This is a genomic window from Pseudoduganella violacea (genome assembly GCF_014191875.1).
Lineage (GTDB): Bacteria > Pseudomonadota > Gammaproteobacteria > Burkholderiales > Burkholderiaceae_D > Rugamonas > Rugamonas violacea_A.
In genome coordinates, this window is record NZ_JACHXD010000002.1 from 24,215 (window position 1) to 48,034 (window position 23,820).

The 23,820-nt window shown below is 65.2% G+C and carries 25 protein-coding genes; 4 read left to right on the forward strand and 21 right to left on the reverse strand.

Translation table 11 applies throughout. The features are described from left to right. Positions 1-116 precede the first annotated feature (116 nt). The 9 genes from bamC to FHS03_RS03265 all read right to left on the reverse strand — a co-directional run bounded on the left by bamC (position 117) and on the right by FHS03_RS03265 (position 8,239). Positions 117-1,274: an NlpB/DapX family lipoprotein gene (bamC, locus tag FHS03_RS03225; protein WP_183439600.1), complete on the reverse strand. Its 1,158-nt coding sequence runs from the start codon at positions 1,272-1,274 to the stop codon at positions 117-119. Between the two features lie 76 nt (positions 1,275-1,350). Continuing rightward, complete coding sequence (gene dapA / locus FHS03_RS03230) at positions 1,351-2,229, reverse strand: 4-hydroxy-tetrahydrodipicolinate synthase (protein ID WP_183439601.1); 879 nt, start codon at positions 2,227-2,229, stop codon at positions 1,351-1,353. Between the two features lie 84 nt (positions 2,230-2,313). Then, on the reverse strand, positions 2,314-2,895 hold the full coding sequence (locus FHS03_RS03235) for a class I SAM-dependent methyltransferase (RefSeq protein ID WP_183439602.1): 582 nt from the start codon (positions 2,893-2,895) through the stop codon (positions 2,314-2,316). 36 nt (positions 2,896-2,931) lie between these two features. Beyond that, the gene (locus FHS03_RS03240) at positions 2,932-4,134 is read right to left on the reverse strand and encodes a tryptophan--tRNA ligase (protein WP_183439603.1); all 1,203 of its coding nucleotides are present in this window, start codon (positions 4,132-4,134) and stop codon (positions 2,932-2,934) included. 2 nt (positions 4,135-4,136) lie between these two features. Continuing rightward, on the reverse strand, positions 4,137-4,811 hold the full coding sequence (locus FHS03_RS03245) for a site-2 protease family protein (RefSeq protein WP_183439604.1): 675 nt from the start codon (positions 4,809-4,811) through the stop codon (positions 4,137-4,139). A gap of 64 nt (positions 4,812-4,875) precedes the next feature. Further along, the gene (locus tag FHS03_RS03250) at positions 4,876-5,499 is read right to left on the reverse strand and encodes an L-threonylcarbamoyladenylate synthase (RefSeq protein ID WP_183439605.1); all 624 of its coding nucleotides are present in this window, start codon (positions 5,497-5,499) and stop codon (positions 4,876-4,878) included. A gap of 3 nt (positions 5,500-5,502) precedes the next feature. After that, the gene (gene htpX / locus FHS03_RS03255; RefSeq protein WP_183439606.1) at positions 5,503-6,375 is read right to left on the reverse strand and encodes a protease HtpX; all 873 of its coding nucleotides are present in this window, start codon (positions 6,373-6,375) and stop codon (positions 5,503-5,505) included. Between the two features lie 82 nt (positions 6,376-6,457). Continuing rightward, on the reverse strand, positions 6,458-7,291 hold the full coding sequence (locus FHS03_RS03260) for a 3',5'-nucleoside bisphosphate phosphatase (RefSeq protein WP_183439607.1): 834 nt from the start codon (positions 7,289-7,291) through the stop codon (positions 6,458-6,460). A gap of 72 nt (positions 7,292-7,363) precedes the next feature. After that, on the reverse strand, positions 7,364-8,239 hold the full coding sequence (locus FHS03_RS03265; protein ID WP_183439608.1) for an alpha/beta fold hydrolase: 876 nt from the start codon (positions 8,237-8,239) through the stop codon (positions 7,364-7,366). Positions 8,240-8,406: 167 nt separating this feature from the next. Here FHS03_RS03265 and FHS03_RS03270 point away from each other — a divergent pair, with 167 nt between their 5' ends. Both FHS03_RS03270 and hslO read left to right on the forward strand, forming a co-directional pair. Further along, on the forward strand, positions 8,407-8,931 hold the full coding sequence (locus tag FHS03_RS03270) for a gamma carbonic anhydrase family protein (protein WP_183439609.1): 525 nt from the start codon (positions 8,407-8,409) through the stop codon (positions 8,929-8,931). 3 nt (positions 8,932-8,934) lie between these two features. After that, the gene (gene hslO / locus FHS03_RS03275; RefSeq protein WP_183439610.1) at positions 8,935-9,900 is read left to right on the forward strand and encodes an Hsp33 family molecular chaperone HslO; all 966 of its coding nucleotides are present in this window, start codon (positions 8,935-8,937) and stop codon (positions 9,898-9,900) included. Positions 9,901-9,934: 34 nt separating this feature from the next. Here hslO and FHS03_RS03280 read toward each other — a convergent pair whose 3' ends face one another. From FHS03_RS03280 to FHS03_RS03335, 12 genes are all read right to left on the reverse strand, one after another. Next, on the reverse strand, positions 9,935-10,213 hold the full coding sequence (locus tag FHS03_RS03280) for a 4Fe-4S binding protein (protein WP_050412721.1): 279 nt from the start codon (positions 10,211-10,213) through the stop codon (positions 9,935-9,937). Positions 10,214-10,344: 131 nt separating this feature from the next. Beyond that, the gene (locus FHS03_RS03285) at positions 10,345-10,728 is read right to left on the reverse strand and encodes a darcynin family protein (RefSeq protein ID WP_183439612.1); all 384 of its coding nucleotides are present in this window, start codon (positions 10,726-10,728) and stop codon (positions 10,345-10,347) included. 21 nt (positions 10,729-10,749) lie between these two features. Continuing rightward, entirely contained in the window at positions 10,750-12,177 is a 1,428-nt protein-coding gene (locus FHS03_RS03290) for an MFS transporter (RefSeq protein ID WP_183439613.1), read from the reverse strand. 208 nt (positions 12,178-12,385) lie between these two features. Continuing rightward, a complete protein-coding gene (locus FHS03_RS03295) occupies positions 12,386-13,165 on the reverse strand; it encodes a helix-turn-helix transcriptional regulator (protein WP_183439614.1) in 780 nt (259 codons plus the stop codon). 80 nt (positions 13,166-13,245) lie between these two features. Beyond that, complete coding sequence (locus FHS03_RS03300) at positions 13,246-14,091, reverse strand: SDR family NAD(P)-dependent oxidoreductase (RefSeq protein ID WP_183439615.1); 846 nt, start codon at positions 14,089-14,091, stop codon at positions 13,246-13,248. Between the two features lie 27 nt (positions 14,092-14,118). Beyond that, complete coding sequence (locus FHS03_RS03305; protein WP_183439616.1) at positions 14,119-14,886, reverse strand: SDR family oxidoreductase; 768 nt, start codon at positions 14,884-14,886, stop codon at positions 14,119-14,121. Between the two features lie 37 nt (positions 14,887-14,923). After that, positions 14,924-15,265, reverse strand: a complete 342-nt coding sequence (locus tag FHS03_RS03310; protein WP_183439617.1) for a darcynin family protein — start codon at positions 15,263-15,265, stop codon at positions 14,924-14,926. 27 nt (positions 15,266-15,292) lie between these two features. Then, positions 15,293-16,195: a diiron oxygenase gene (locus FHS03_RS03315; protein WP_183439618.1), complete on the reverse strand. Its 903-nt coding sequence runs from the start codon at positions 16,193-16,195 to the stop codon at positions 15,293-15,295. Next, on the reverse strand, positions 16,176-16,547 hold the full coding sequence (locus tag FHS03_RS03320) for a darcynin family protein (protein ID WP_050412039.1): 372 nt from the start codon (positions 16,545-16,547) through the stop codon (positions 16,176-16,178). Before FHS03_RS03320 ends, FHS03_RS03315 begins: the two co-directional genes overlap by 20 nt. 13 nt (positions 16,548-16,560) lie before the next feature. Beyond that, a complete protein-coding gene (locus FHS03_RS03325) occupies positions 16,561-17,469 on the reverse strand; it encodes a TauD/TfdA family dioxygenase (RefSeq protein WP_183439619.1) in 909 nt (302 codons plus the stop codon). After that, entirely contained in the window at positions 17,456-19,138 is a 1,683-nt protein-coding gene (locus FHS03_RS03330; RefSeq protein ID WP_183439620.1) for an AMP-binding protein, read from the reverse strand. Before FHS03_RS03330 ends, FHS03_RS03325 begins: the two co-directional genes overlap by 14 nt. Continuing rightward, positions 19,135-19,851 carry a thermostable hemolysin gene (locus FHS03_RS03335; protein ID WP_183439621.1) on the reverse strand — a complete coding sequence of 239 codons (717 nt, stop codon included), beginning with the start codon at positions 19,849-19,851 and terminating at the stop codon, positions 19,135-19,137. The genes FHS03_RS03330 and FHS03_RS03335 overlap by 4 nt, the downstream gene beginning before the upstream one ends. A 281-nt stretch (positions 19,852-20,132) precedes the next feature. Between FHS03_RS03335 and FHS03_RS03340 the strand changes: the two genes are divergently transcribed. Next, a complete protein-coding gene (locus tag FHS03_RS03340; protein ID WP_183439622.1) occupies positions 20,133-22,535 on the forward strand; it encodes a TonB-dependent receptor in 2,403 nt (800 codons plus the stop codon). Then, positions 22,535-23,686 (forward strand): glycerophosphodiester phosphodiesterase, encoded by a 1,152-nt coding sequence (locus FHS03_RS03345; RefSeq protein ID WP_183439623.1) that lies wholly within the window; start codon positions 22,535-22,537, stop codon positions 23,684-23,686. Before FHS03_RS03340 ends, FHS03_RS03345 begins: the two co-directional genes overlap by 1 nt. Positions 23,687-23,820: the final 134 nt, after the last annotated feature.

A 23,820-nucleotide genomic window follows, 5' to 3' on the forward strand; every position in this document is an offset into this window, starting at 1 on the left:
CACTATTTAATAAAAAGTTAAACGTTGCAACTTTTCACCTGAGAAATTTTGTCAGGTATTCCCCTGCGGCGGGCGAAAAAAAACCGGCCAGCGGCCGGTTTTTCGAGCAAGGCTGCTTATTTCAGCTGTTCGTGCAGCAGGCCCAGGATCTTCTCGGCCGTGGGCGAGGTGTCGGCCTGGTTGTCGGCGTTGAGCACGCTGACCTTGCTGGTGCTGCCATTGCCGGCCTTGACCGCGATGCGGTAGCGCTGAGCTTCCTTCTCCTTGTCGGACGAACCCCAGCTGAACAGCTTGCTGAAGAAGCCCTTGGTCTGGGCCGCATCGTCCACATAGCGCACGAAGTACAGGCCTTGCACGCGGTCGCGGTCTTCCACGGTGAAGCCGGCGCGGTCCAGCGCCAGGCCGACGCGGCGCCAGGAGCGGTCGAAGCCTTCATCGGTTTCCACATGGCGCTCGGCGCCGGCGCCCTGCAGGCTGGCGTGCAGCGGCTGCATGATGGCGTTGTCGACGGCGGTGCGCGCCGCGACCTTGTCGTCGGTGTTGCCGAGCTTGTTCATCAGGCGCGCCAGGAACAGCGCTTCCAGGGCTGGATCGTTGGGACGCGCGGTCCAGGTGGTGCTTTCCTTCTGGGCGCCGACGAACACTTCCTGGGCGCCGCGGTGGCTGATGTAAATCTCGGTGGAACCGTCGGCCAGGCGCTCGACGCGGGTGCGGTACTTGTCGCGCTCGCCGCTCGAATACAGCGGGTCGAGCACCTTGCCCAGGGTGTTGCGGATGAAGTCCTGCGGAATCTTGGCGCGGTTTTCATTCCACTCGGTTTCCAGCACGCCGGCCGTGGCGTTGTCCAGGGCCAGGGTGAAGCCCGAGTCTTCCCAGAACGATTTCAGTTGCGGCCACAGCGCTTCCGGGGTCTGCCTGACCACCAGCCAGCGCTGGTTGCCGGCGCGCTCGACGCGGATGCTGCCGACGCCGGTGCTGGCCACTTCATTCGTGCTGGCCACGGCGGCGGTCGGCTGGGCGCCGCCGCGCTGGGCGATATAGCCCGAGGCGGTGGCCACGCCGCGGCTGGTGTCCGGCAGCGCGTAGCGGTTGTCTTTTTGCAGCTGGGTCAGATCCGGCGGCACGTCCAGGGTGCTGGCTTTCTTGGCCGATTTGTAGTCCACCTTGTCGTTACCGACGACCGATTGAATCATGCCGCAGCCCGTCAGGCTGATGGCCAGGGCACCGAGTACGAGGCCGCGCTGGGGGGTAAAAGCGTTCTTGCGAATAGTCATGTGGATAAAAAATAGATGCTGAAAACCAGCTGGGCTGGAGTTGAACCCGGCCCTCGCGGGCCGGACGTGTTTACGGTTAGTTGAGCAGGCCCGCTTCGAACAGGGCGTCGCGCACGGCGCCCTGGCACTCGTTGGCCAGCGGCACCAGCGGCAGACGGATGCCGCTCGGGATCTTGCCCATCTCGGCCAGCGCCCATTTGACCGGCACCGGGTTCGGCTCGATGAACAGCTTCTGGTGCAGCGGGAAAACTTTATTGTTCAGCTCAATGGCCTTGGCGATCTCGCCGGCCATGGCGGCCTTGCACATCTCGGCCATGATGCGCGGCGCCACATTGGCCGTCACCGAAATATTGCCTTTGCCGCCGGCCAGCATCAGGGCCATGGCGGAAGGGTCGTCGCCCGAATAGACGGCGAATTCTTTCGGTGCCAGGCGCAGCAGGTCGAGGCCGCGGCCGATATTGCCGGTCGCATCCTTGATGCCGACGATGTTCGGAATCTCGGTCAGGCGCAGCACGGTTTCATTGCTCATATCGGCCACGGTACGGCCCGGCACGTTGTACAGAATGATGGGCAGATCGACCGCCTCGGCCACGGCGCGGAAGTGCTGGTACATGCCTTCCTGGGTCGGGCGGTTGTAGTAAGGCACGACCAGCAGGGCCGCGTCGGCGCCCGCTTCCTTGGCGTAGCGGGTCAGCTCGATCGCTTCGGCGGTCGAGTTGCCGCCGGTGCCGGCGATGATAGGGATGCGCTTGGCCGCGTGGTCGACCGCCGCCTTGATCAGGGCGCAGTGCTCTTCCACGTTCACGGTAGCCGATTCGCCGGTGGTGCCGACGATCACGATGCCATTGGTCCCCTCGGCGATATGCCAGTCGATCAGCTTGTTCAAGCCCGGGAAGTCCAGGCTGCCGTCCACCTGCATCGGGGTGACGATTGCTACTATGCTGCCATTAATCATAGGAAACCACTTGCAAAAAGAATTAAAACACGATTGTAGACGATAGGCCGGGGCTGTGGTGCATTCCCACGCTAGAATCGTCGCTCAAAATGACGGCAACAGGGCCGCTTCCCTGGGGAAGTCCGGTTTCACGGCGCAAATCCGCTGCACCATGGCCGGCTTCGGGCTGTTAACGACGCCATCCTCGAATGCGATGACACGCAAGCCGTGCTCGGCCGCCAATTGCAGCAATTCGCCGGGCGCCAGCAGGAAGGCCGGGTTCGACGGTTTGCCGAAAGCGGCATTGCCTTCGGCGAAGGTTTCATAGATTAACAGGCCGTTCGGCGCCAGGCTGCCCAGCATGGCGGCCAGCAGCGGCCGGTGCAGATAGTTGGCGACGATGATGCCGGCAAAGCGCGCCGGACCGAAAGGCCAGCCGGCGCCCTCCTCTTCCAGGTCGATCTGGCTGGTGACGATGCCCAGGCCGGCCGCCGCCGCCAGCGCCTCGGCGTCGCGGTCCACCGCGACCACGGCGTGGCCCAGGGCCGCCGCGTGGCGCGCGTGGCGGCCGCTGCCGCAGGCCAGGTCCAGCACTTCGCCGCCGGGAATCAGGGGCGCAAAACGCTGCACCCAGGGCGAGGCTTGGGCGTCGCCGGGCAGAATCAGGGGTTCTTTGAGTTCAGTCATGCAGGTCTCGTCGTTCGGAAAAGGCGGGGCGGCGCCTCAGGTATAGGCCAGGCCCATGGCTTCGCGCACATCGCGCATGGTTTCCTGGGCCAGCTTGCGCGCCACGTCGTTGCCGTCGGCCACGATGGCGCGCACCAGGGTCGGGTCGTCCAGATAGGGCTGGGCGCGTTCGTGCATCGGCTCCTGTGCGCGGATGATGGCGTCGATCACCGGCTGCTTACATTCGAGGCAGCCGATGCCGGCCGAACGGCAACCCTGCTGCACCCATTGCTGGGTGGGCGCGTCGGAATACACCTGGTGGAATTGCCACACCGGGCAGCGCTCCGGCTCGCCCGCATCGCTGCGGCGCACGCGCGCCGGATCGGTCGGCATGGTGCGCACTTTCTTCGTCACCACATCCTTGCCCTCGCGCAGCGCGATGGCATTGCCATAGCTCTTGGACATCTTGCGCCCATCCAGGCCCGGCAGGCGCGGCGCCGCCGTCAGCCTGGCCTGTGGTTCGACCAGGATCAGCTTGCGGCTGCCTTCCAGGTAGCCGAACAGGCGCTCGCGGTCGATCATCGACAGGCTTTGGGCGCTGTCGAGCATGGCCTTGGCCTGCTCCAGCGCCTCGTCCTTGCCGTCCTGCTGGTAAGCCGTGCGCAGCTCGTTGTACAGCTTGGCGCGTTTGCTGCCGAGCTTTTTGACGGCATCCTGCGCCTTTTCCTCGAAGCCTTTTTCCTTGCCGTAGAGATGGTTAAAGCGGCGCGCGATCTCGCGCATCATCTCGATATGCGGCACCTGGTCCTCGCCCACCGGCACATCGGAGGCGCGGTAGATCAATACATCGGCCGCCTGCAGCAGCGGATAGCCGAGGAAGCCGTAGGTGGCCAGGTCACGGTGGGCCAGGTTGTCGATCTGGTCCTTGTAAGTGGGCACCCGCTCCAGCCAGCCGAGCGGCGTGGCCATCGACAGCAGCAGGTGCAATTCGGCGTGCTCGGGCACGCGCGACTGGATAAACAGCGTGGCCTGGGACGGGTCGACCCCGGCCGCCAGCCAGTCCACCAGCATGTCCCAGGTGCTGCGCTCGATGAGCGAGGGATCGTCGTAATGCGTGGTCAGCGCATGCCAGTCGGCCACGAAGAACAGACAGGGCAGTTCGGACTGCATGCCGATCCAGTTGCGCAGGGCGCCGTGGTAGTGGCCCAGGTGCATCGGCCCCGTGGGACGCATGCCGGAAACGACGCGGTCGGGATACATGGTCAGCCCAGCAGCATACTCAAAGGCGTCATCAGCGTCGCGTACAGATTCAGCACCAGGCGCACCATGCCGCTCAGCAGCGGGCTCAGCATGCCGGTATACATCAGCAGAATCAGGCCGATGAAGATGTACGGGGTATAGCGCTCGACGCTGGCGAAACGGCGCGCCAGGTCCAGCGGCAGCAGGGCCGTCAGGATGCGGCCGCCATCGAGCGGCGGCACCGGCAGCAGGTTGAAGACGCACATCACCGCGTTCACGGTAACGCCGGCCGTCGCCATGCCGAGCAGGAAGGGCTCGCTCACATGCAGCGCATACAGCAGCACGTATACCGCGCTCCAGCCCAGGCCCATGACGAAGTTGGCGGCCGGTCCGGCCGCCGCCACGAAGCCCATCTGCTTTTTCGGATTGCGCAGGCGGTTGAAATCGACTGGCACCGGCTTGGCGTAGCCGAAGGGCATGCCGAGCGGCGACAGGTACAGCATCAGCGGCAGCAGGATGGTGCCGAACAGGTCGATATGGTGGATCGGATTCAAGCTCAGGCGTCCCTGCTGGGAAGCCGTGGGGTCGCCGAAATAGCGCGCCACATAGCCGTGGGCCGCTTCGTGCAGGGAAATCGCAAACAGGACGGGAATCGCGTAAATGGCGATGGTCTGGATGGCGTGACTGAAATCGTTCATGGGCAAAATTCTACCAGACCGTCCACGACGGTCCGGATCAGGTGGATGGGTGGGCCGCGCCGGCTTACAGGCCCAGGATGGCCGGATCGCCCCGGCCTTGGCGCACCAGCGCGGCTTCCTCGCCGCTCAGGTCGATCACGGTGGTCGGCTCGAAACTGCAGGCGCCGCCGTCGATGATCAGATCGACCTGCTTGTCGAGGCGCTCGCGCACCAGGTCGGGTTCGGTCAGCGGCTCCTCGTCGCCGGGCAGGATCAGGGTGGTGCCCAGCAGCGGCTGGTCCAGTTCGGCCAGCAGCATTTCGATGATGGCATTTTCCGGCACGCGCAGGCCAATGGTCTTGCGCGAAGGATGGCTGAGCCGGCGCGGCACGCAGCGCGTCGCTTCGAGGATGAAGGTGAAGGGGCCCGGCGTGGCCGCCTTGAGCAGACGGAACTGGCGGTTATCGACGCGCGCATACACGCCGATCTCGCTGAGGTCGCGGCACAGCAGGGTCAGGTGGTGCTTCTCGTCGATGCCGCGGATGCGGCGCAGGCGCTCCACCGCCTGCTTGTCGTCCAGGTGGCAGACCAGGGCGTAGCAGGAATCGGTGGGCACGGCGACGATGCCGCCGCCGTGGATGATCTGGGCCGCCTGCTTGATCAGGCGGGCCTGCGGATTGACGGGGTGGATCTGGAAGAACTGGGTCATGGTTCAGCGCAGCGCCTGCAGGGCCGCGATCCGCTCCTCGAACGGCGGGTGGGTCGAAAACAGGGCCGACCAGCCGCCGCCGCCGGAAATGCCGGAAGCGGCCATATTCTGCGGCAGCGCGCCCGGCTCCATGCCGCCCAGGCGGGCCAGCGCATGCTGCATCGGCACGGTGCTGCCCAAGAGCTTGGCGGACCCGGCGTCGGCGCGGAATTCGCGCTGGCGCGAGAACCAGGCCACGATCATCGAAGCGACCAGGCCGAACAGCAGTTCGCAGACGAAGACGGTGATGGTGTAGCCGATGCCGGGACCGCGGCGCTCCTCATTGCCGCTCAGCGCCTTGTCGACGATGGAGCCGACGATGCGGGCGAAGAAGACCACGAAGGTATTCACCACGCCCTGGATCAGGGTCATGGTCACCATATCGCCGTTGGCGATGTGCGCCACCTCGTGGCCCAGCACCGCTTCCACCTCGTCGCGGTTCATATTCTGCAGCAGGCCGGTGGACACGGCCACCAGCGCGGAGTTCTTGAAGGCGCCGGTGGCGAAGGCGTTCGGCTCACCGTCGTAGACCGCCACTTCGGGCATGCCGATGCCGGCGCGCTGGGCCAGGGTCTGCACGGTCGAGACCAGCCACTGCTCGGTCGAATTGGACGGGGCGTCGATCACGCGCGCGCCGGTGCTCCATTTCGCCATCGGCTTGGACATCAGCAGCGAAATGATGGAACCGGTGAAGCCCACCACGGCGGCGAAGGCCAGCAAGCTGCCCATCTGCATATTGCCCGGACCCGGACGGCCAATGCCGAGCAGGGACAGCACGATGGACAACACCAGCATCACAGCGAGGTTGGTGGCGATAAACAGGATAATTCTTTTCATAATATCAATACTCCGGTCGGATTGGCCGGCCTCTAAGATAAGGTCGAGCAGCCGGAAATACAAGAGCCGCGAGTAGGGGTATTCAGAACCAGTCGTGCCAGATCGGCGTGACATTACCCGGCAGCGGCGCCAGCAGGCCGAAATCGACGCGCGCCTCGCCCGGCGCGTGGAAGTCGGTGCCGCGCGAGGCCAGGAAGCCATAGGCATTGGCCAACTGGGCGTAAATCGGGTATTGCTCGGGCGTGTGGCTGCCCGTCACCACCTCGATGGCGCGACCACCCAGCTGCTTGAACTCGTCGAACAGCACGCCCTGCTGCAATGCCGTGAATTTATAGCGGCCCGGATGGGCGATCACGGCGATGCCGCCGGCGCCGCGAATCCAGCCCACGGCCTGCTCCAGCGTGGCCCAGCGGTGCGGCACATAGCCCGGTTTGCCATCCGACAGGTATTTGCGGAACACTTCCGGCACATTGGCGCAGGCGCCGCACTCCACCAGATAGCGCGCGAAATGGGTGCGCGACATCAGGGCCGGGTTGTCCACGTACTTGAGCGCGCCCTCGTAGGCGTTGGGGATGCCGGCCTTGGCCAGTTGGGCGCCGATCTCGCGGCCGCGCGCATCGCGCCCGGAGCGGGTTTCGGCCAAGCCCTGCAACAGGGCCGGATTGTTCTCATCGAACTGCAGGCCGACGATGTGCACGGTTTCGCCGGCCCAGGTGATCGAAATCTCCACGCCCGGGACGAAGCGCATGCCCTGCTCCTGCGCCGCGGCGCGCGCGGCGGCCACGCCGCCCACCTCATCGTGGTCGGTCAGCGCCCACACATCGACGCCGCCCTGGCGCGCGTACGCGGCCACGGCAGCCGGCGCCAGCACGCCGTCGGAAACATTGGAATGGCAATGAAGATCGACTTTCAACATAAGGCTTGCATCTTTAACATGTGCTAAGGCCTTATTGTACGCCGAGCGGAGCCGCGCCGGGTTGATGCCGCCTCAGGCGAGAAATTCCTCCAGCATGCGCGCCAGCGCTTCGGGCTGGTCGTGATGCAGCATATGGCCGGCGTCGGGCATCATCCTGGCCGTGACATTGGCCAGGTGGCCCAGGCGGCGGTCGACTTCGACGCGCGCCTCTTCCTTCGGCCCCATCCACAGCCACATATTGGTGTGTTCGGCCTCGACCCACAGCACGGGGGCGGTGATGGCCTTCCAGCACGCCATCACCTCTTCCGTATGATAGAGCAGCGGCGTGGTGCGCTTGTGCACGGCGTCGCCGAGGATGCGCCACTCGCCGTCGGCGCCCTGGGCCGACCAGTACTGCGCCAGGAAGGCGGCGCGTTCGTCGCTCAGGCGTGGGTTGGTCTTTTGCAGGCGGCCGGCGACGGCGGCCAGGCTTGGGTAGCCCTTCATTTCCGGCTCGACCAGCAGCTCGTCCATCCACCTGCGGTAACGGCCGGGCGCCTGCTCGGGCAGGGCCGACTTCAGGCCGAAGCCTTCCAAGTTGACCAGGCGGCGGATGCGCTCGGGCCGCGCGCCGGCATAGATGCCGACCACATTGCCGCCCATGCTGTGACCGAGCAGATTGACCTGCCCCTCGGGCTGGTAATGGCGCAGGAGGGCGTCCAAGTCGGCCACATAGTCGGGGAACCAGTAAGTGTCCACGGCCGGATAGTCGCTCAGGCCGAAGCCGCGCCAATCGGGCGCGATCACATGCCAGTCGCCCTGCAGCGCGTCGACCACGAACTGGAAGGAGGCGCTGGCGTCCATCCAGCCATGCACCATGAACAGCTTGGGCGCGCCGTCCCGGCCCCAGTGGCGCACATGGGTGCGCACGCCGCGCACGGTGATGAATTCGGATCGGAAGGGTTTCATATTCGCTTTGCCTTGAAAAGTAAGCCGCCATCACTATATCGGAGCCTTGCCGGCCGGGAAAAACGATATTAGCACGACCGTGCGAAAATTTCAGGCGAGATACAAATTCCCGGCGGCCGCCTGCCACAGCGTAAAATAGCGCCACCCCACGTCTAGCGAAGGCCACCATGAGTATCTACCAATTGGGCGAGATTGCGCCCGAGATCGACGCCTCGGCCTTTGTGGCCGATTCCGCCACGGTGATCGGCAAGGTCACGCTCGAAGCCAACAGCTCGGTGTGGTTCGGCGCCACCCTGCGCGGCGACAATGAGCGCATCGTCATCGGCGAGAATAGCAATGTACAGGAAGGCGCGGTGATGCATACCGATATGGGCTATCCGCTGAACGTGGGCAAGAACGTGACCATCGGCCACCAAGCCATGCTGCATGGCTGCAGCATCGGCGACGGCGCCCTGATCGGCATCCAGGCCGTGGTGCTGAACGGCGCCAGGATCGGCAAGGGCTGCCTGGTCGGCGCCGGCGCCCTGGTCACGGAAGGCAAGGAATTCCCCGACAATATGCTGATCGTCGGCGCGCCGGCCAAGGCCATCCGCGCACTGACGGCCGAGGACGTGGCGCGCCTGCAAGCGAGCGCCGACAGCTATGTGCAGCGCAGCGCGCTGTTCAAGACGCAACTAAAAAAGATTGGATAAAACATGAGCACCACCCAGGATACCCAAGCGCCGCAGGACACCCTGCAAAAATTCATTTTCGAGAACGCGGCCGTGCGCGGCGAGTTCGTCGACATCTCGGCCACCTGGCGCGAAGTGCAGGCGCGCCACGCCTACCCGGCACCGGTCAAGCGCCTGCTGGGCCAGATGGTGTCGGCCGCCGCCCTGCTCTCGGCCAACCTGAAATTCAACGGCTCCATCATCATGCAGATCCACGGCGACGGTCCGGTGCGCCTGCTGGTGGTGGAATGCGATTCCGAGCTGCGCCTGCGCGCCACGGCCAAGCTCGATCCCGCGCTGCCGGTCGCCGACGACGCCAGCCTGAGCGCCCTGCTCAATGCGCAGGGCAAGGGCCGCTTCATCATCACGCTCGACCCGGCCGAGAAAGTGCCGGGCCAGCAACCCTACCAGGGCATCGTGCCACTGGACGGCGACGATGTGGCGAGCGTGATCGAAAACTATATGCTGCGCTCGGAACAGCTGGACACCAAGCTGTGGCTGGCAGCCGATGACGAGGTCTCGCGCGGCCTGCTGCTGCAAAAGCTGCCGCTGCACGGCGGCAAGGCCGAAGCCAATCCACTCAGCCACGAACAGGCGCTGGAAACCTGGACCCACGCGGTGACGCTGGCCTCGACCCTGAAACAGGAAGAGATGCTGACGGTCGGCATCGATGAACTGATGCGCCGCCTGTTCTGGGAAGACACGCTGCGCCTGTTCGACCCGGTGCACCCGCAATTCCACTGCAGCTGCACGCGCGACAAGGTCGGCAATATGCTCAAGATGCTGGGCCAGGAAGAAGTCGAAGCGGCCCTGGCCGAACAGGGCAAGCTGGGCATCAACTGCGATTTCTGCGGCAAGCACTACGATTACGATCCGGTCGATTGCGCCCAGTTGTTCGCCAGCGACGCGCCGGCCGAAACGCTGATGCACGCCAGCGGCGCCAAGCACTAAACAGCGGCGCGGCCGTGCTGGCCGCGCCCTGCCCTCACTCCGTTGCCGCCGGCTGCGCCTGGCGCGCCGGATTCTTCACCAGGCGGATCGCATCTTCCGGACAGGCCGTCACGCACAGACCGCAGGCGCGGCAAGCGTCGGCGGCCGGCGTGTAAGCCGTCATCCGTCCATGCAGCACGGCCTTCACCTTGCCCTTGAAACTCAGCTCGGAAAAGTCCTCCGCGTCCATGCGCCGCACCTCGAACACCTGATAGGGACAGACGCGCACGCAATCGTCCTTGCCCTCGCAGCGGTTGCGATCGATCTGCGGCATCACCTTGCCCGGCTCGCCGCAGCGGGCCGCGGCCTGCAGGGCCGCGATCTCGGCCGCGCTGTGCGGCGCGCCGCGTCCCCCTTCGTGGCCATGGCGGCCGCGCTGTCGATGTTGTCTCATCACGCTTCTCCTCATTCCATGACCGGCACGCCGGTGCGGAACTGCCACGACGACAGCTGGAAGATGGCATCGCCGCGCGCGCCGTCCAGCATATCGAGCACTTCGAAATAACGGCCCCAGAACGGGGTCTTCTGCAAGTCCACCATCAGCTGATTGTAAGCGGCGCGGTCGGTCGACTCCCACACCCAGATATCGGTAGCGGCCGAGGTCAGCGCTTTTTCCACGTCATACATCAGCAGGCGCACCTGCTCGTGGTAACGCTGCAGCACCGGCTCCACGTGGGCTTGCAGCAGCACCAGCTGCTCGCCGAAGCCCAGCGAAGTCCAGGCCGGCAAGGCCTTGACCACGATGAAGCCGGTCAGCGCCGGCAGGGTTTCCTGATTTGCCAAAGTCATTTTAAGCTCCTTCACATTGGTTCAGCGGCGCGCCGGCGCCGGCTGGCCCGGCGCGGCGACCGGCTGCAACTGGTAATTGGACGGCAGCAGCAAGGCCAGCAGCGCGCACACGACGAAGACCGGTCCCAGCACCGAAAACACGCTGCGCAGGGAATCGTTCGACAGGTGCTGCGACTCCAGCGCGTACTGGATCGCCGCCAGCGCATTGATGCCCAGCGCCGCGCCCACATTGCGCAGCAGCTGGATGGTCGAGGTGTAGGTCGCCACCGAATCGGCCGGCGCCGCGTTCTGCGCCAGCACCACCGCGCCTACGGCCACGCAACCCATGCCCAGACCGATCAGCAGCTCGGCGCCGGCGATCGCCTGCCACGGCAGGCTGGTGCTGCCCATGGCCAGCACGAAGGCGCCCGCCACCAGCGCCAGCGCCCCGGCCAGCATGCTGCTGCGATAGCCGACGCGCTGGATCTGCATGCCGCACACGGCCGAGCTGACCACGAAGCCCAGTGCCGCCAGCAGCACGATAACGCCGGTCTGCGCGGTACTGATGGCATGGCGCGCATGCAGCGCGATCGGCACCAGGGTGATCGAGGCGTACAGGCCGATGCTGCCGCAGATGACGATGACCATGGCCACCGCCAGGCTGCGCTGCCGGAAGAAAGCCAGCGGCACCGGGCTGGCCTGCGGCCGTCCCATCACGCGCAGCACCAACAGCAGCGCGCCCGCCGCGGCCAGCACCAGCATCGACCAGAAGCTGTCGCGAGACAGCCCCACCTGGGCCGCCGACAGCGCCACCATCACGCCCAGCAGCATCAGCGCAAAGAAGCCCTGGGCCAGATAGTCCACCGCCACGCCGCGCCGCACATGGGCGCTGAGGGCTTTGGAACGCAGCACCAGCAGGCACACCAGGCCGACCGGCATATTGATCAGGAAAGCCGCGCGCCAGCCGAAGGCGTGGGTAAACGCCAGGCCGGCCAGCGGCCCGACGATGGCCGCCACGCCCCACACGATGCTGACCATGCTCTGCACCCGGCCGCGCTGCGCCGCGCCATAGATGATGGCCAGCGAAGCATAGGACAGCACGATGATCATGCCGGCGCCCGCGCCCTGCACCACGCGCGCTAGCACCAGCATCAGCATATCGCCGGCCAGGGCGGCGCCGGCGGACCCGGCCAGGAAGACCAGGATGGCCCAGCTCAACACCGAACGCACGCCATAGCGGTCGGCCAGCGCCCCGGTCAGCGGGCCGGCCAGCGCCATCGCCACCATAAAGCCCGACATCAGCCAGGGAAACAGCGCCTGTCCGCCGCCGACCGATCCGGCGATCACCGGCAGCAGCGTGCCGATGATGGTGGTATCGGTCGCGGCCAGGAACAACACGGCCAGGATCGCGAAAGCGACCCACCGGTTCGGCGGAGTCGCGGGCGCAGCTTGTAACGGTTTATCACTCATTTTTAGACTCCTTATTAAACGGAAGCCATTGCGCGGCAAGAGCGGCAAAGCCGCGGCCCACAAGGCGAAGCCAGTATTCCACCCCGCTTCCCGCCTGGCTTGTATATAAGTGACAAGCTCCGTTTGCGCCAAATCAAACAATGTCCCACCCTGGTGTCAGGCACCAGGGTGGGACATTGTTTGAGGTAGATCAAACGGTGGGGCGGGCTCAGGCGCTGAGCAGGCGGTATTCGGAGGGGCTGAGGCCGGAGGACAGTTTCATGGCGCGGCTGAAGTGGGCGGAGTCGTAGAAGCCGGCCGCCAGGGCGACTTCGGTGAGCGAGGCGGCGCCGTTGCGCAGCAGCGCGGCGGACATGCAGATGCGCACGGCCTGCTTGACCTGGCCGAAGGTGACGGCATTGTGCGTGAGCTGACGCTGCAGGGTGCGCGCCGAGCAGCCCAGGGCGCCGGCGCAGTCGAACAGCTCGGCGCCTGGCATATCGTACAGGGCTTCGGTCAGTTCGATCATGGCGCTGCCGGCACCGACATGGCGCGCCACCGCTTCCAGCCGCCGTTCGCCGCGCCCCAGCCCGGGCGAATGGCTGCCCGGTTTGAGCTGGTCGACAAAGGCGTGCATCACGCGCTGGCGCAGCGGGCTATCGTGGCCCTGCTGCGGCTGGCGGCTCAGGCCCGGTCCTTCGACCAGGGTGGCGACGCCGAGCGATACCTTGCGGTTGATGCCGTTCCAGCGTTCGGCAAATTGTTCGCCGTTGGCCGCGCATTGCACCAGCTCGGACAGCGGATTGGCGTCGCAGGCCAGCAGCAGGCCGACCTGCTCTTCCAGCGCCTGGTCGCTGGGCGGCGCCCGTTCGGCGTCGGCGGCCAGGCGCACATAGTCCTCATGCGGCACGAAGCCGTTCACGGCGCTCATGACCGCATACGAAAACAGCCGCGGCGACGAGGCGTCGCGCGGCTCCAATGCCTGGGTCAGTAAATGATAGCTGTTCATGCTACTCCCGCATTCCGCAATCAAGCGGATCAAGCAGCCCCTGCGCGGCCAGCCGGCGCCGCGCAAGGGATGCGTCTTGCTCAGGCGGCGAAATCGGCCGCCAGCGCCAGCGGTTCCCAGCGTGCATACTCATTGCTGACTTGCTCGATCTTGGCTTTCGCGCGCTCGGTCGCGATCTTGCCCGTCAACAGACGCAGGGGTGGCTGCTCGGCTTCCACCACCTCGACCATGGCGCGCGCCACGCCGAGTGGGTCGCCCGGCTGCTTGAGGTGGTTGGCCGCGCGCGCTTCACCGAGGCCATTCATCAGATTAGCATACGCATCGAGCTTGCGTTCTGCCAGTTGCAGGCCCGTGCCAAGGAAGTCGGTCTTGTAGGGGCCGGGTTGCAGGATGGTGAGCCGGATGCCGAAGCCTTCGATCTCCTTCGCCATGGTTTCCGAGGCGCCTTCCAGCGCGCACTTGCTGGCGCTGTACATGCCCAGTCCGGGCGGCGCGCCCCAGGCATGGCTGGAGGATAGCTGGATGATATGGCCTTGATGCCGGTCGCGCATATGCGGCAGCACGGCGCGCGTCATGTTCAAGGTGCCGAAGAAGTTGGTGTCGAAGATGGCGCGCGTCTGCGCATCCGATACCGCCTCGATCGGCCCGGCCACGCCGTAGCCGGCATTATTGACCAGCACATCGATGCGGCCGAAGGCTGCGATGCAGTCCGCCACCGCGCGCTCGATGGCGGCCATATCGGTGATGTCCAGCGCGGCCGTGCGGATGCGTTCCGGCGCCAGCCCGCGCAGATCGTCGAGTGTGGACGCGACGCGGGCGGTAGCAAAAATATAGTCGCCGCGCCGGGCCAGCGTCTCGACGAAGACGCGGCCAAAGCCCTTGGAGCAGCCGGTGATGAACCACACGCGTTGTTTGGTATCAGTCATGGTCTTTCCTTTCCAGAGAATAGTGGTTTACCAGGGCAGAACCTGGCCTTTGTGCATATAGCTGCCGCTCGGCCCATCGTCGCCCAGCAGCGCCAATTGCACGCTGGTAGCCGCGCCCTCTTCGATGCTCATTTCGGCATGGGGTCCGCCCATATCCGTGCGCACCCAGCCTGGATGGGCGGCATTCACCTTAACGCTGCTCCCGGCCAGCTCCTTGGCCAGGTGGATGGTGAAGGCGTTCACCGCCGTCTTCGAGGCGTTGTAGGCAAACTGGCGGTGGTTCGGCAGGCGCGGGTCGTCGCTGGTGGCGTGGATATTGAGCGAGGCCAGCACGCTCGATACATTGACGATGCGCCCGGCCGGTGCGCGCTTGATCAGCGGCAGCAGGGTCTGGGTCAGCCCCACCAGGCCGAAGAAGTTCACTTCGAAGGTGCCGCGCAGCGCATCGCCCGACACCACGCTGGTGGTGTTCTTCTGGTTGAATTCCGTTTCCGGTGTTTCCAGCATGATGCCGGCGTTGTTCACCAGGATATCGAGCTTGCCGTATTTCTGCTCGATGAAGTCGTAGGCGCGCTGGTGGTCGGCCGCGTTGGCGACATTGAATTCCAGCCATTCGGCCTGCACGTCCTGCTCCGCCAGTTCTGCCAGGGCTTTGCGGCCCGATGCCTCGTCGCGCGCGCCGAGGATCACGTGGACGCCCTGGCGTCCCAGTTCCAGCGCCGTGCCGAAGCCGATGCCGCGATTGGCGCCGGTGACGAAAGCCACTTTGCGGCTATTTTGCTCTCTCGTGTTCATAATGGTCCTTGATCGGTAAAGGTTCTTGCGGCGGTGCTTACAACAGCGCCTGCTGCTGTTTGTATTCGTTGTTGATGCCGATGATGACGTTGGAGATCGTCACATAGCCCTTGGTCAGCATGGGGCTGGCGCGCAGCTCTTCCATCATGAAGTAGTAGGCGCTCAGGTCTTCCGTCTCCATGATCATGAAATCGGAGAAGCTGGTGGTGAACGCTTCCGCGTCGAAGGAAGCGCGCTTGATGCGGTCGCCGTAGCGGATCAGGATGGGGAAGATGTGCTGCCCCTCGTAGTCCCGCCTTTCCCCCGGCGGCTTGTGCAGCCATTCGTTGGAAAAGGTGTAGCACATGACGATGTTGTAGACGATTTTCGGCGTACTCATGATCTCTCCTTGTCTCGCATATCAAAATCAATGGAAGTGCACGCGCTCGGACTGGGAAAAGTCCTTGAGCAGGGCGCGCGTATCGCTGTCGAGGAAGTCGTCCACCTTGCGGAACGAGTCGCCGGCCAGGATGGCGCGGCGGAAGGCCAGCGTGATGGCCAATTGCACCTCGGCGCTGCGGTTCTGCGTCTGGAAGTCAACCCCGAACTGGCGCTTGAGCTGGGCCGCGCTGGTCAGGGCCAGGGTGGTGTTGAGTTCCTCCGTGGCGTTGATCAGCTCTTCCATCTGGCGCCGCTCCAGCGGCGTCAGGCTGGGCAGCACATGGTCGATCACGAAGTGGTCGGTGCGGATGTGGCGCGCCTCGTCCAGTCCATGCAGATGCAGCAGGCGCGTGAACGGCGACTTCATTTCCGGGTCCATATTGCGCATGCGCGTCTCGAACACGGTGATCACCGACTCGCCCACATAGGCCGTGGCGCACAGCGCCGCCAGCTTGACCAGCGGCGAATGATCGCCTTGGAACAGGGTGATGCGCTCCTGGAAGTAATTGTTTTCCAGCTTATAGTCGCAGCCGGTCAGCGTGCGCACGTAGCGGTAGAAGGTGTTCGCATGCTGCACCTCTTCCGAGGCGAAGCAGCCGAGGGCGTGCACCAGATCGCTGCCTTCCCACAGCTCGCCCTTGCCGCGCATCTGGCTTTCGGCGATCACGCGCACCATCACCGAGGCGACGTGGAATTCGATCTCGGCCAGCTGCGCCAGTTCCTTGTACAGATAGGCGGTGGCGCGCAGTTGCTCGTCCTTGCGGCCGCAGACCTGCTGCGAGAGGAAATCCAGTTCTTCCTCGGCGCGCACCGCATGCCAGGGCATGTGGTTGGGATGCAGGAAGTGCTGATGGGCGCTCAGATTGATGTTATGCAGCAACGGATTCATGTTCCACCTCCTTGGCAAGATCTTCTTCGAATTGGTGATAGCCGTCCTCGATGCCGATGAAGACCTTGTCGATGCTGCACAGGCCATCGGACAGCAGGCGCGAATCGCGCAGCTCTTCCACCATGTAGTAGTAATAGGCCAGGTCCGTGGTTTCGATGATCATGAAATCGGTGAACTCCGTACAGAAGCCTTCGGCATCGTAGGCGCGGCGGCGCAGCAGCTTGTCGTAGCGCGCGAAGATGGGCACGACGTGTTCCATTTCGAAGGCCTTGCGCTGGTCGCGCGACATGCCCAGCCAGGTGTTCGAAAAGTTGTAGCACATGATGACGGTGTAGGTCAGCTTGGGTTTCATGGACAATCCCTTCTCAGTAGTAGCTCAGTGCGTTGTAGATGGTGCGCTGCGTATCCTCGATCCGCCGGCGGCCGTGCATGACGCGGGCGTTGTCGATCACCACGATGTCCCGGCTCTTCCAGCCCACGTCGAAAGTGTGGCGCTGGCAGACTTCGTCGAGCACGCGGCGGATGGCGGCGTTCAGCGGCCGGCCGTCGGCGAAGGTGATGCTGGGCCGTTCGTAGTTGAAGGACGGACCGAAAATGCTGTTGGCGAAGGCATACCGTCCAGGGCTGAACAGCGAGCGGTCCAGGATGGCCGGGGTGCGGAAGCTGTAAGTGACGGAACCATCCTCATTCAACTCGATCTTGGTGCTGTCGTTGTCGTTGACCAGGGCCAGCAGGCGGTCAAAGCAGGACTTGGTATCGGCCGCCTCGGGGCCGCCGGCAAAGGCGTGGCGCACATAGTTCTTCCACAGTTCCTCGCCAACGCGGCGGGTGTAGACGATGTCCTGGTCCTGCAGCGCATTGCGCATCTGCGGCGACAGGTCGCGGTAGACGGCGGCACCGTCGCACACCGTGGTCTGCGATCCGACGCGCGGCGCCTGCTCGCAGTAGAACCAGCACAGGTCGGGCCAGAACGGGCTGTTGCCGTTCTCGCAGTGCAGGCCGATGGCGTCGACGCCGGCATCGACCTTCTGCGCCAGCACCTTGCCGTCCTTGTCGTGGAACTGGCGGGCCGGGTCGAGACTGATGCGGCTGGAATGGAAACGCACCAGATCGGAAAAAGCCTGCACCTCGCAGTCGAAGCCGCGCAGGACGATGTAGCCGTGCCGGCCCAGCCAATTGGCCAGCGTCGGCTTGTCGATGGAAGCCAGGGTGTCCCCGGCGGAAGCCTTGACCACCAGGCCGGCTTGTTTGGTATGAGCTTCAGTTTGCACCATGTTCTCCTTGCTGATATTGCTCTTGCGCGTGGCGGCGGCTGCGCACATAGCTTTCAATGTCCTGCCGGCGCGGCCGCCCGGTGACGGTGAATAGGCGCTGGCGCAGGGCCGGCGCGTCGGTTTCGAATACAAAGTCGGCTGCGCGTTCCACGCCGGACAGCCAGCGTTCGCCATGCGCCTGCAGGCGCGCGCGCAGCGAGATCGGATCGGCGCCCGCCGCCGTCAGCACGAAGGCGCTCAGGCTTTCCGCGCCCTCGCCTAGCAGCACGATGTCGGCCACGCCCGGCACGCTGCGGTAGGACGCTTCAGCCGGTTCCGGCGACACGTTACGGCCATGGGCGGTGATGATCAGGTTCTTCTTGCGGCCCACGATGCTGATATAGCCGTCGGCGTCGATGCTGGCCAGGTCGCCGGTCCACAGCCAGCCGTCGGCGTCCGTGTGGCAAGCGCTGGGATCGCTGCCGCTGTAGCCGGCGAACAGCGAGGCGCTGCGGATCGCCAGCTCGCCGTCCGAACCGAGGCGGCATTCCACGTGGGAGAGCGGCTTGCCCACCGTGCCGATGCGGTTCTCGCGCGGCGTATTCCAGGACACCACCGAACTGTTCTCGCTCAAGCCATAGCCTTGCAGCACCGGGATGCCGTGGCGCGCCAGGCGCTCGATGGTGGCCGCCGCCACCGGCGCCCCGCCGGCCGCGATCAGCGGCGGCGTGGCGCGGCCGAACAGGGCGCGGCATAGATGCTCGCCGCGGCAACCCGCCACGGCGGCGGCAGCCAGCGCGGCCTGCTGCGGCGGCGCGGCCTCCGCTTCGGCCAGCGCCGCATCGACGCCGGCATGCGCCACCGCACCCGCCACGACGCGGTCGGCGGCGGCGGCCAAGGCTTCCACCAGCGAGGGCGGCAAGGTCATGGCGCTGGGCGCGGCGCGCTGCATCAGGGCCAGCTTGTCGGCCGCCACGGCGCCCGGATCGCCAAGCGGCGCCTGGCCCACCGGCGGCAGCACCACGCAGCCGCCTGCCATGAAGGGCATGTACAGCGCGGTGACCTGTTCGATCAGCAGGCTGAATGGCACCAGGTTCAGGTAGCGCGTGTAGTCGCTCGGCTTGGCGCGCTGCCATAGCGAGGCAAGCAAGGCGTCCAGTCCATGTTCGCGGATGCGCACGCCCTTCGGCTTGCTGGTGGTGCCCGAGGTGTGGATCACCTTGCACACGCGGTCTTCGCGCGACAGACGGCGCAGCGGCCCGCCCGAGGCGCCCAGCAACTGGTCGATGCGCAGGCAGGGAACGGCGGCAAAAGCTTGCGGCGCGGCCGCGCGCCAGGCGTCGAAGCGTTGCTGGCCTTCCTCGTCGGTGAGCACGGCGCTGCAGGCCGACAGCAGATGCGCCGCCTGCTCGGCCGAGAAGGCCAGCGGCACCGGCACTTCCACATAGCCGCCCAGCAGCAGGGCCAGATCGGCTTCGATCCAGCGCACCGAGTTGGCCGCCACCAGGCCGAGGGTGGCGCCCGGCGCGCAGTGGCCGCCCAGCGCGCGCTGGATGGCGCGGCAGGCATGATCCAGGGCGCCATAGCTGACGGTGTACTGCGCCGTCCCCGCGCCGCCCAGCTGGACGATGGCCGGCGCTTGCGGCGCCTTCTGCAGCGTGGCGAGGATGGCGTCGATGAAATGGCTCATAGCGCCACCCCCGTCATCTGCCGCGCCGCCACCAGATGCGGCAGGCCGCGCGCGATGCTGCCCATGTCCTCCAGTTCTTCCGGCGCCTCGATATCGAGCAGTTGCTGGTTGTAGCGGCAACTGACGGTGTCGAAGAAGCTGCCCAGCGCATCCAGGCGCACCAGGCCCGTGACGGGACGGGTGTCGTAATAAGTGCCCCAGTCCACACCCTCCACCTTGTCCAGGCGGTTGACGTCGGCCACGGCCACTTCCTGGAACGGCAGCTTCATATACTGGAAGGAGCGGCGCAGCTTGGTGGTGGCGGTGCACAGCACGCCGCGCAGGCCAAGATACCAGCAGATCAGGGCCATGCCCCGCATCAGTTCCGTGCCGATGCTCGGCTCCAGCGTGGCCAGGGCCGAGACTTCGGCCACGTCGCGCCGTGGCACGTCGCGCTGGAAGATATCGGCCAGCACCTGGGTCAGCGGCTGCTCCAGATACTGCTCGGAGAACAGCGTGCCGCTGCCGGCGAAAGTCAGGCCGGCGCAGGCCAGGGCCTGGCTCTTGCCGACGTCGATGCATACCACGAAGCGGTGCGGACGCGGCGCGATGCGCGCGCCATAGCACTGCTGGTACACATGCTGCGCCAGGTGAACCGCCTGGGCATAGTAAGGGTCGGCGGGGCCGACCAGTTTGAACGCGAGACTGCGCCCGCTTAAGTTGAGATGAAACATTTTTTGTACTCCTGGCTGAGGATTTGACGCACCCTGTTTATGACAAAGTTACGGCTTGGCGCAGGCTTGCTTAAAGCGCTGACCTACTCTTCCATCCGCCGTTTTAGTTGTCACATTGTCATTCCCGCAGTGCGGCAGCGGCTTGTATAAACGCGCCAGTTTTTACAAATTCTTAAGCTGGCCAGCCTGGCAAAAAAACCGCCGCGTCATCACGCTGTAACAACTGGCCGTTACCCTGCGCGTCGTTGCAATTCCCTCTAACACGACGACAGGCAAGAACAATGAACAAGCATTTCAAGGCGGCCGTTACCGCATGCGCGGCGATGACCCTGGCTCCGCTGGCGATGGCGGAAAATGTGGCGGCGGCGGTGGCCGAGATGGCGGCGAACGGCGACGCGCCCGCGAACGCGAGCGGCAGCGAGCACGCCGCCGCCGCGGCCGGCCCGATCGCTTCGGTGGAAGTGGTGTCGCGCAAGACCCGCTCCTCGGTCGACCTGAAACGCGACGAAATCCAGAAAATCCTGCCCGGCACCAATCCGCTGAAGGCCTTGCAAACCCTGCCCGGCGTCAGCTTCCAGACCGCCGACCCATGGGGCAATAATGAGCAGAACCTCTCACTCTTCATCCACGGCTTCAGCGGCCAGCAACTGGGCTACACCATGGACGGCGTGCCGCTGGGCGACCAGCAGTACGGCAACTACAACGGCCTGTCGCCGCAGCGCGCCGTCACCAGCGAGAACGTGCGCAGCGTGATCCTCTCGTCCGGCGCCGGCGACCTGGCGACCGCCTCGACCAGCAATCTGGGCGGCACCATCGAAACCTTCAGCAGCGACCCATCGAGCAAGCAAGGCTTCTCGGCGCAGCAGACGGTGGGCAGCCACCGCACCTCGCGCACCTTCCTGCGCTACGACACCGGCAGCTTCGGCGACGGCAGCAGCGCCTATGTCTCGGCCCTGCACCACGAGGCGCGCGCCTGGGACTTCAAGGGCCGCCAGGGCGGCGACCAGATCAACGCCAAGTATGTGAACCTGAACAGCAAGGGCAAGCTGACGCTCTACTTCAACTACAACGACAAGATCGAACCGAACGAGGACAGCACGGTGCACGTGGCCGGCGAAACCAGCGCGCCTTATACCCGTCCCTTCCTGTACCCGGACTTCAACGCCGCCCTGTCCTACCTGTCGCCCACCGGCGCCACGCCTGCGGCCGAAGGCAACAACTACCGCAACTACTACAGCGACGCCCAGCGCAAGGACTATCTGGCCTACGCCAAATACGACTGGCACCTGAACGACAACACCAGCTGGTCGAACCAGGTCTACTACCACTACGACGACGGCGTGGGCGTGGTGGCCGGCCCGATCGGCGTGGCCGGCCTGCCGGCGTTGTTCGCGGTCTACTATCCGAACCAGAACCTGAAGCAGGTGTTCGGCAATTTCGGCTACGCCACCCGCACCACGGAATACAAGATCAAGCGCGGCGGCCTGCTGTCCACGCTGCGCACCGAAATCGGCGAGCACAAGCTGCAGGCCGGCGTCTGGGTCGAGCGCAATGAGTCGGAAGCCTACCGCCGCTGGTACGCGCTGGATGTGAACAATCCAAGCAGCCCATACGACCGTCCAGCGAATCCGCTGATCATCCAGTACGGCAGCGAAATCCGCAACACCGTGGTGCAGCTGCATGCGCAGGACGAATGGCGCGTGCATCCCGACGTCTCGCTGCTGGCCGGCTTCAAATCGAGCCTGCAGTTCGCCAAGGGCGACTTCCCGGTACAGCCGCGCAAGGGCGCGATTGCCGGCGGCTCGAGCGCCCTGCCGGTGGGCGAGATCGACACCAAGAAATGGTTCCTGCCGCAGATCGGCGCGCGCTGGGACGTGACCCCGCAAGACCAGGTCTTCGTCAACCTGCAAAAGAATATGCGCCAGTTCGTGACCTATGGCGGTGGCGGCGCCTCGCCATGGAGCTTGGCCAGCCAGTCCGCTTTCGATCTGTTCAAGCAGACCGCCAAACCGGAAACCTCCGTTACCTTTGAAACCGGCCTGCGCACCAGCCGCCAGCTGAACTGGGGACCGCTGCAAGCCTTCGACGGCCAGGTCAACTTCTACCATGTGAGCTTCAAGGACCGCCTGCTGCAAATCAGCCCGACCCCGGTGATCTCCGCCATCATCGGCGGCAATCCGGTGCTTGCCAACGTCGGCAATGTACGTACCGATGGCGTCGACCTGTCCGGCACCTTCCACTTCGGCCGCCAGTTCTCCTTCTACAACGCGCTGTCCTACAACCGCTCCAAGTACGAGGACAACTACAATAACGGCGCAGCGCTGGTGCCGACCTCCGGCAAGAAAGTGCCGGGCAGCCCGGAATGGATGAACAAATTCGTCGCCACCGTCAATGTGGCCGACACCGAGTTCCAGCTGATCGGCGACTACGTGGGCAAGCGCTACGCCACCTACACCAATGACCTCAGCGTGCCGAGCTACTTCCTGATGAGCCTTGGCGTATCGGGCAAGCTGCCCTTCATGAACGGCGGCTGGCTGAAGAACGCGCGTTATCGCCTGAACATCAGCAACCTGGCCGACCGCCGCGGCAGCCTGAATGTGGTGGTGGGCGCGGCCGACAAGACCTACAACACCTTCCCGATCGCGCCGCGCCAGGGCTTCCTGACCCTGATGGCGGACTTCTGATGGACGGCCTGTTCGCTTCTGGCGGCACAGGCCGCGTGCTGTCGCGCCGTGGCTTCATCACGGCCGCGGCGGCGGTGGGCGGCGCCCTCGCCGCCTCGCCCTTGGCCGCATCGCCGCTGCTGGCCGCGCCAAGCGGCGCCGCGCGGCCGCTGGTCTTCGCCCACCGCGGGGCCAGCGCCCTGCGTCCCGAACACACCCTGGCCGCTTACGCCAAAGCCATCGCCGACGGCGCCGACTACATCGAACCGGACCTGGTGTGCACCAAGGACGGCGTGCTGGTGGCTCGCCACGAAGCCAATCTGAGCGAAACCACCGACGTTGCGCGGCGTCCCGAATTCGCCGGCCGCCGCGCCAAAAAGACCATCGACGGCGAGACCCACGAAGGCTGGTTCGTCGACGACTTCACCCTGGCCGAGCTGAAAAAACTGCGCGCCATCGAACGCATTCCGCAATCGCGTCCCGGCAGCGCGGAATTCGACGGCATGTTCCAGGTGGTGAGTTTTGAGGAAGTAATCGATTTCGTCGCGGCGCAAGCAGCCATCGCCGGCCGCGTGATCGGCCTGGTGCCCGAGCTGAAAAGCTCGACCTACTTCGCCGGCGTCGGATTGAAATTGGAAGACCGTTTCATCGCCACCCTGGCCGAGCACGAATACACGCGCCGCAATCCAGTGGAAATCCAATCGTTTGAAGTGGCGAACCTGAAATATGTGCGCGACAAACTGGGGCGGCGCGCCAATCTGCGCCTGATGCAGCTGGTCGGCGTCGGGCCGCGCAAGCCCAGCGACATCGCCGCATCCGGCGGCAGCCTGACGTATGAAAAAATGTGCACGCCCGCCGGCCTGCGCGAAATCGCCACCTACGCCGACGTCTTCGCCCCGCCGACGCGCGCCCTGATCCCGCTCAAGGCCGACGGCAAGCTGGCCGAACCGACCGCGCTGAGCGCCGACGCCAAAGCCGCCGGCCTGCGCGTGGAAACCTGGACCTTCCGCCCCGAAAACCGCTTCCTCGCCGCCGACTTCCGCGACGGCGGCAGCGAGCACGCCCGCAACCCCGCCGGCTCGGTCGCCGAGATGCGCCGCTACCTCAAGCTCGGCCTCGACGGCTTCTTCACCGACGACCCCGCCCTCGGCCGCCTCGCCGCCGACAGCTAAACCGCCTTTGATCCAACGCAAAAAATGTCCACCCTGGTGTCAGGCACCAGAGGTGGACATTCTTTGATATTTCTCAAGAAATGTCCGACCCTGGTGCCTGACACCAGGGTGGACATTGTTTGATTTAGCGCAAA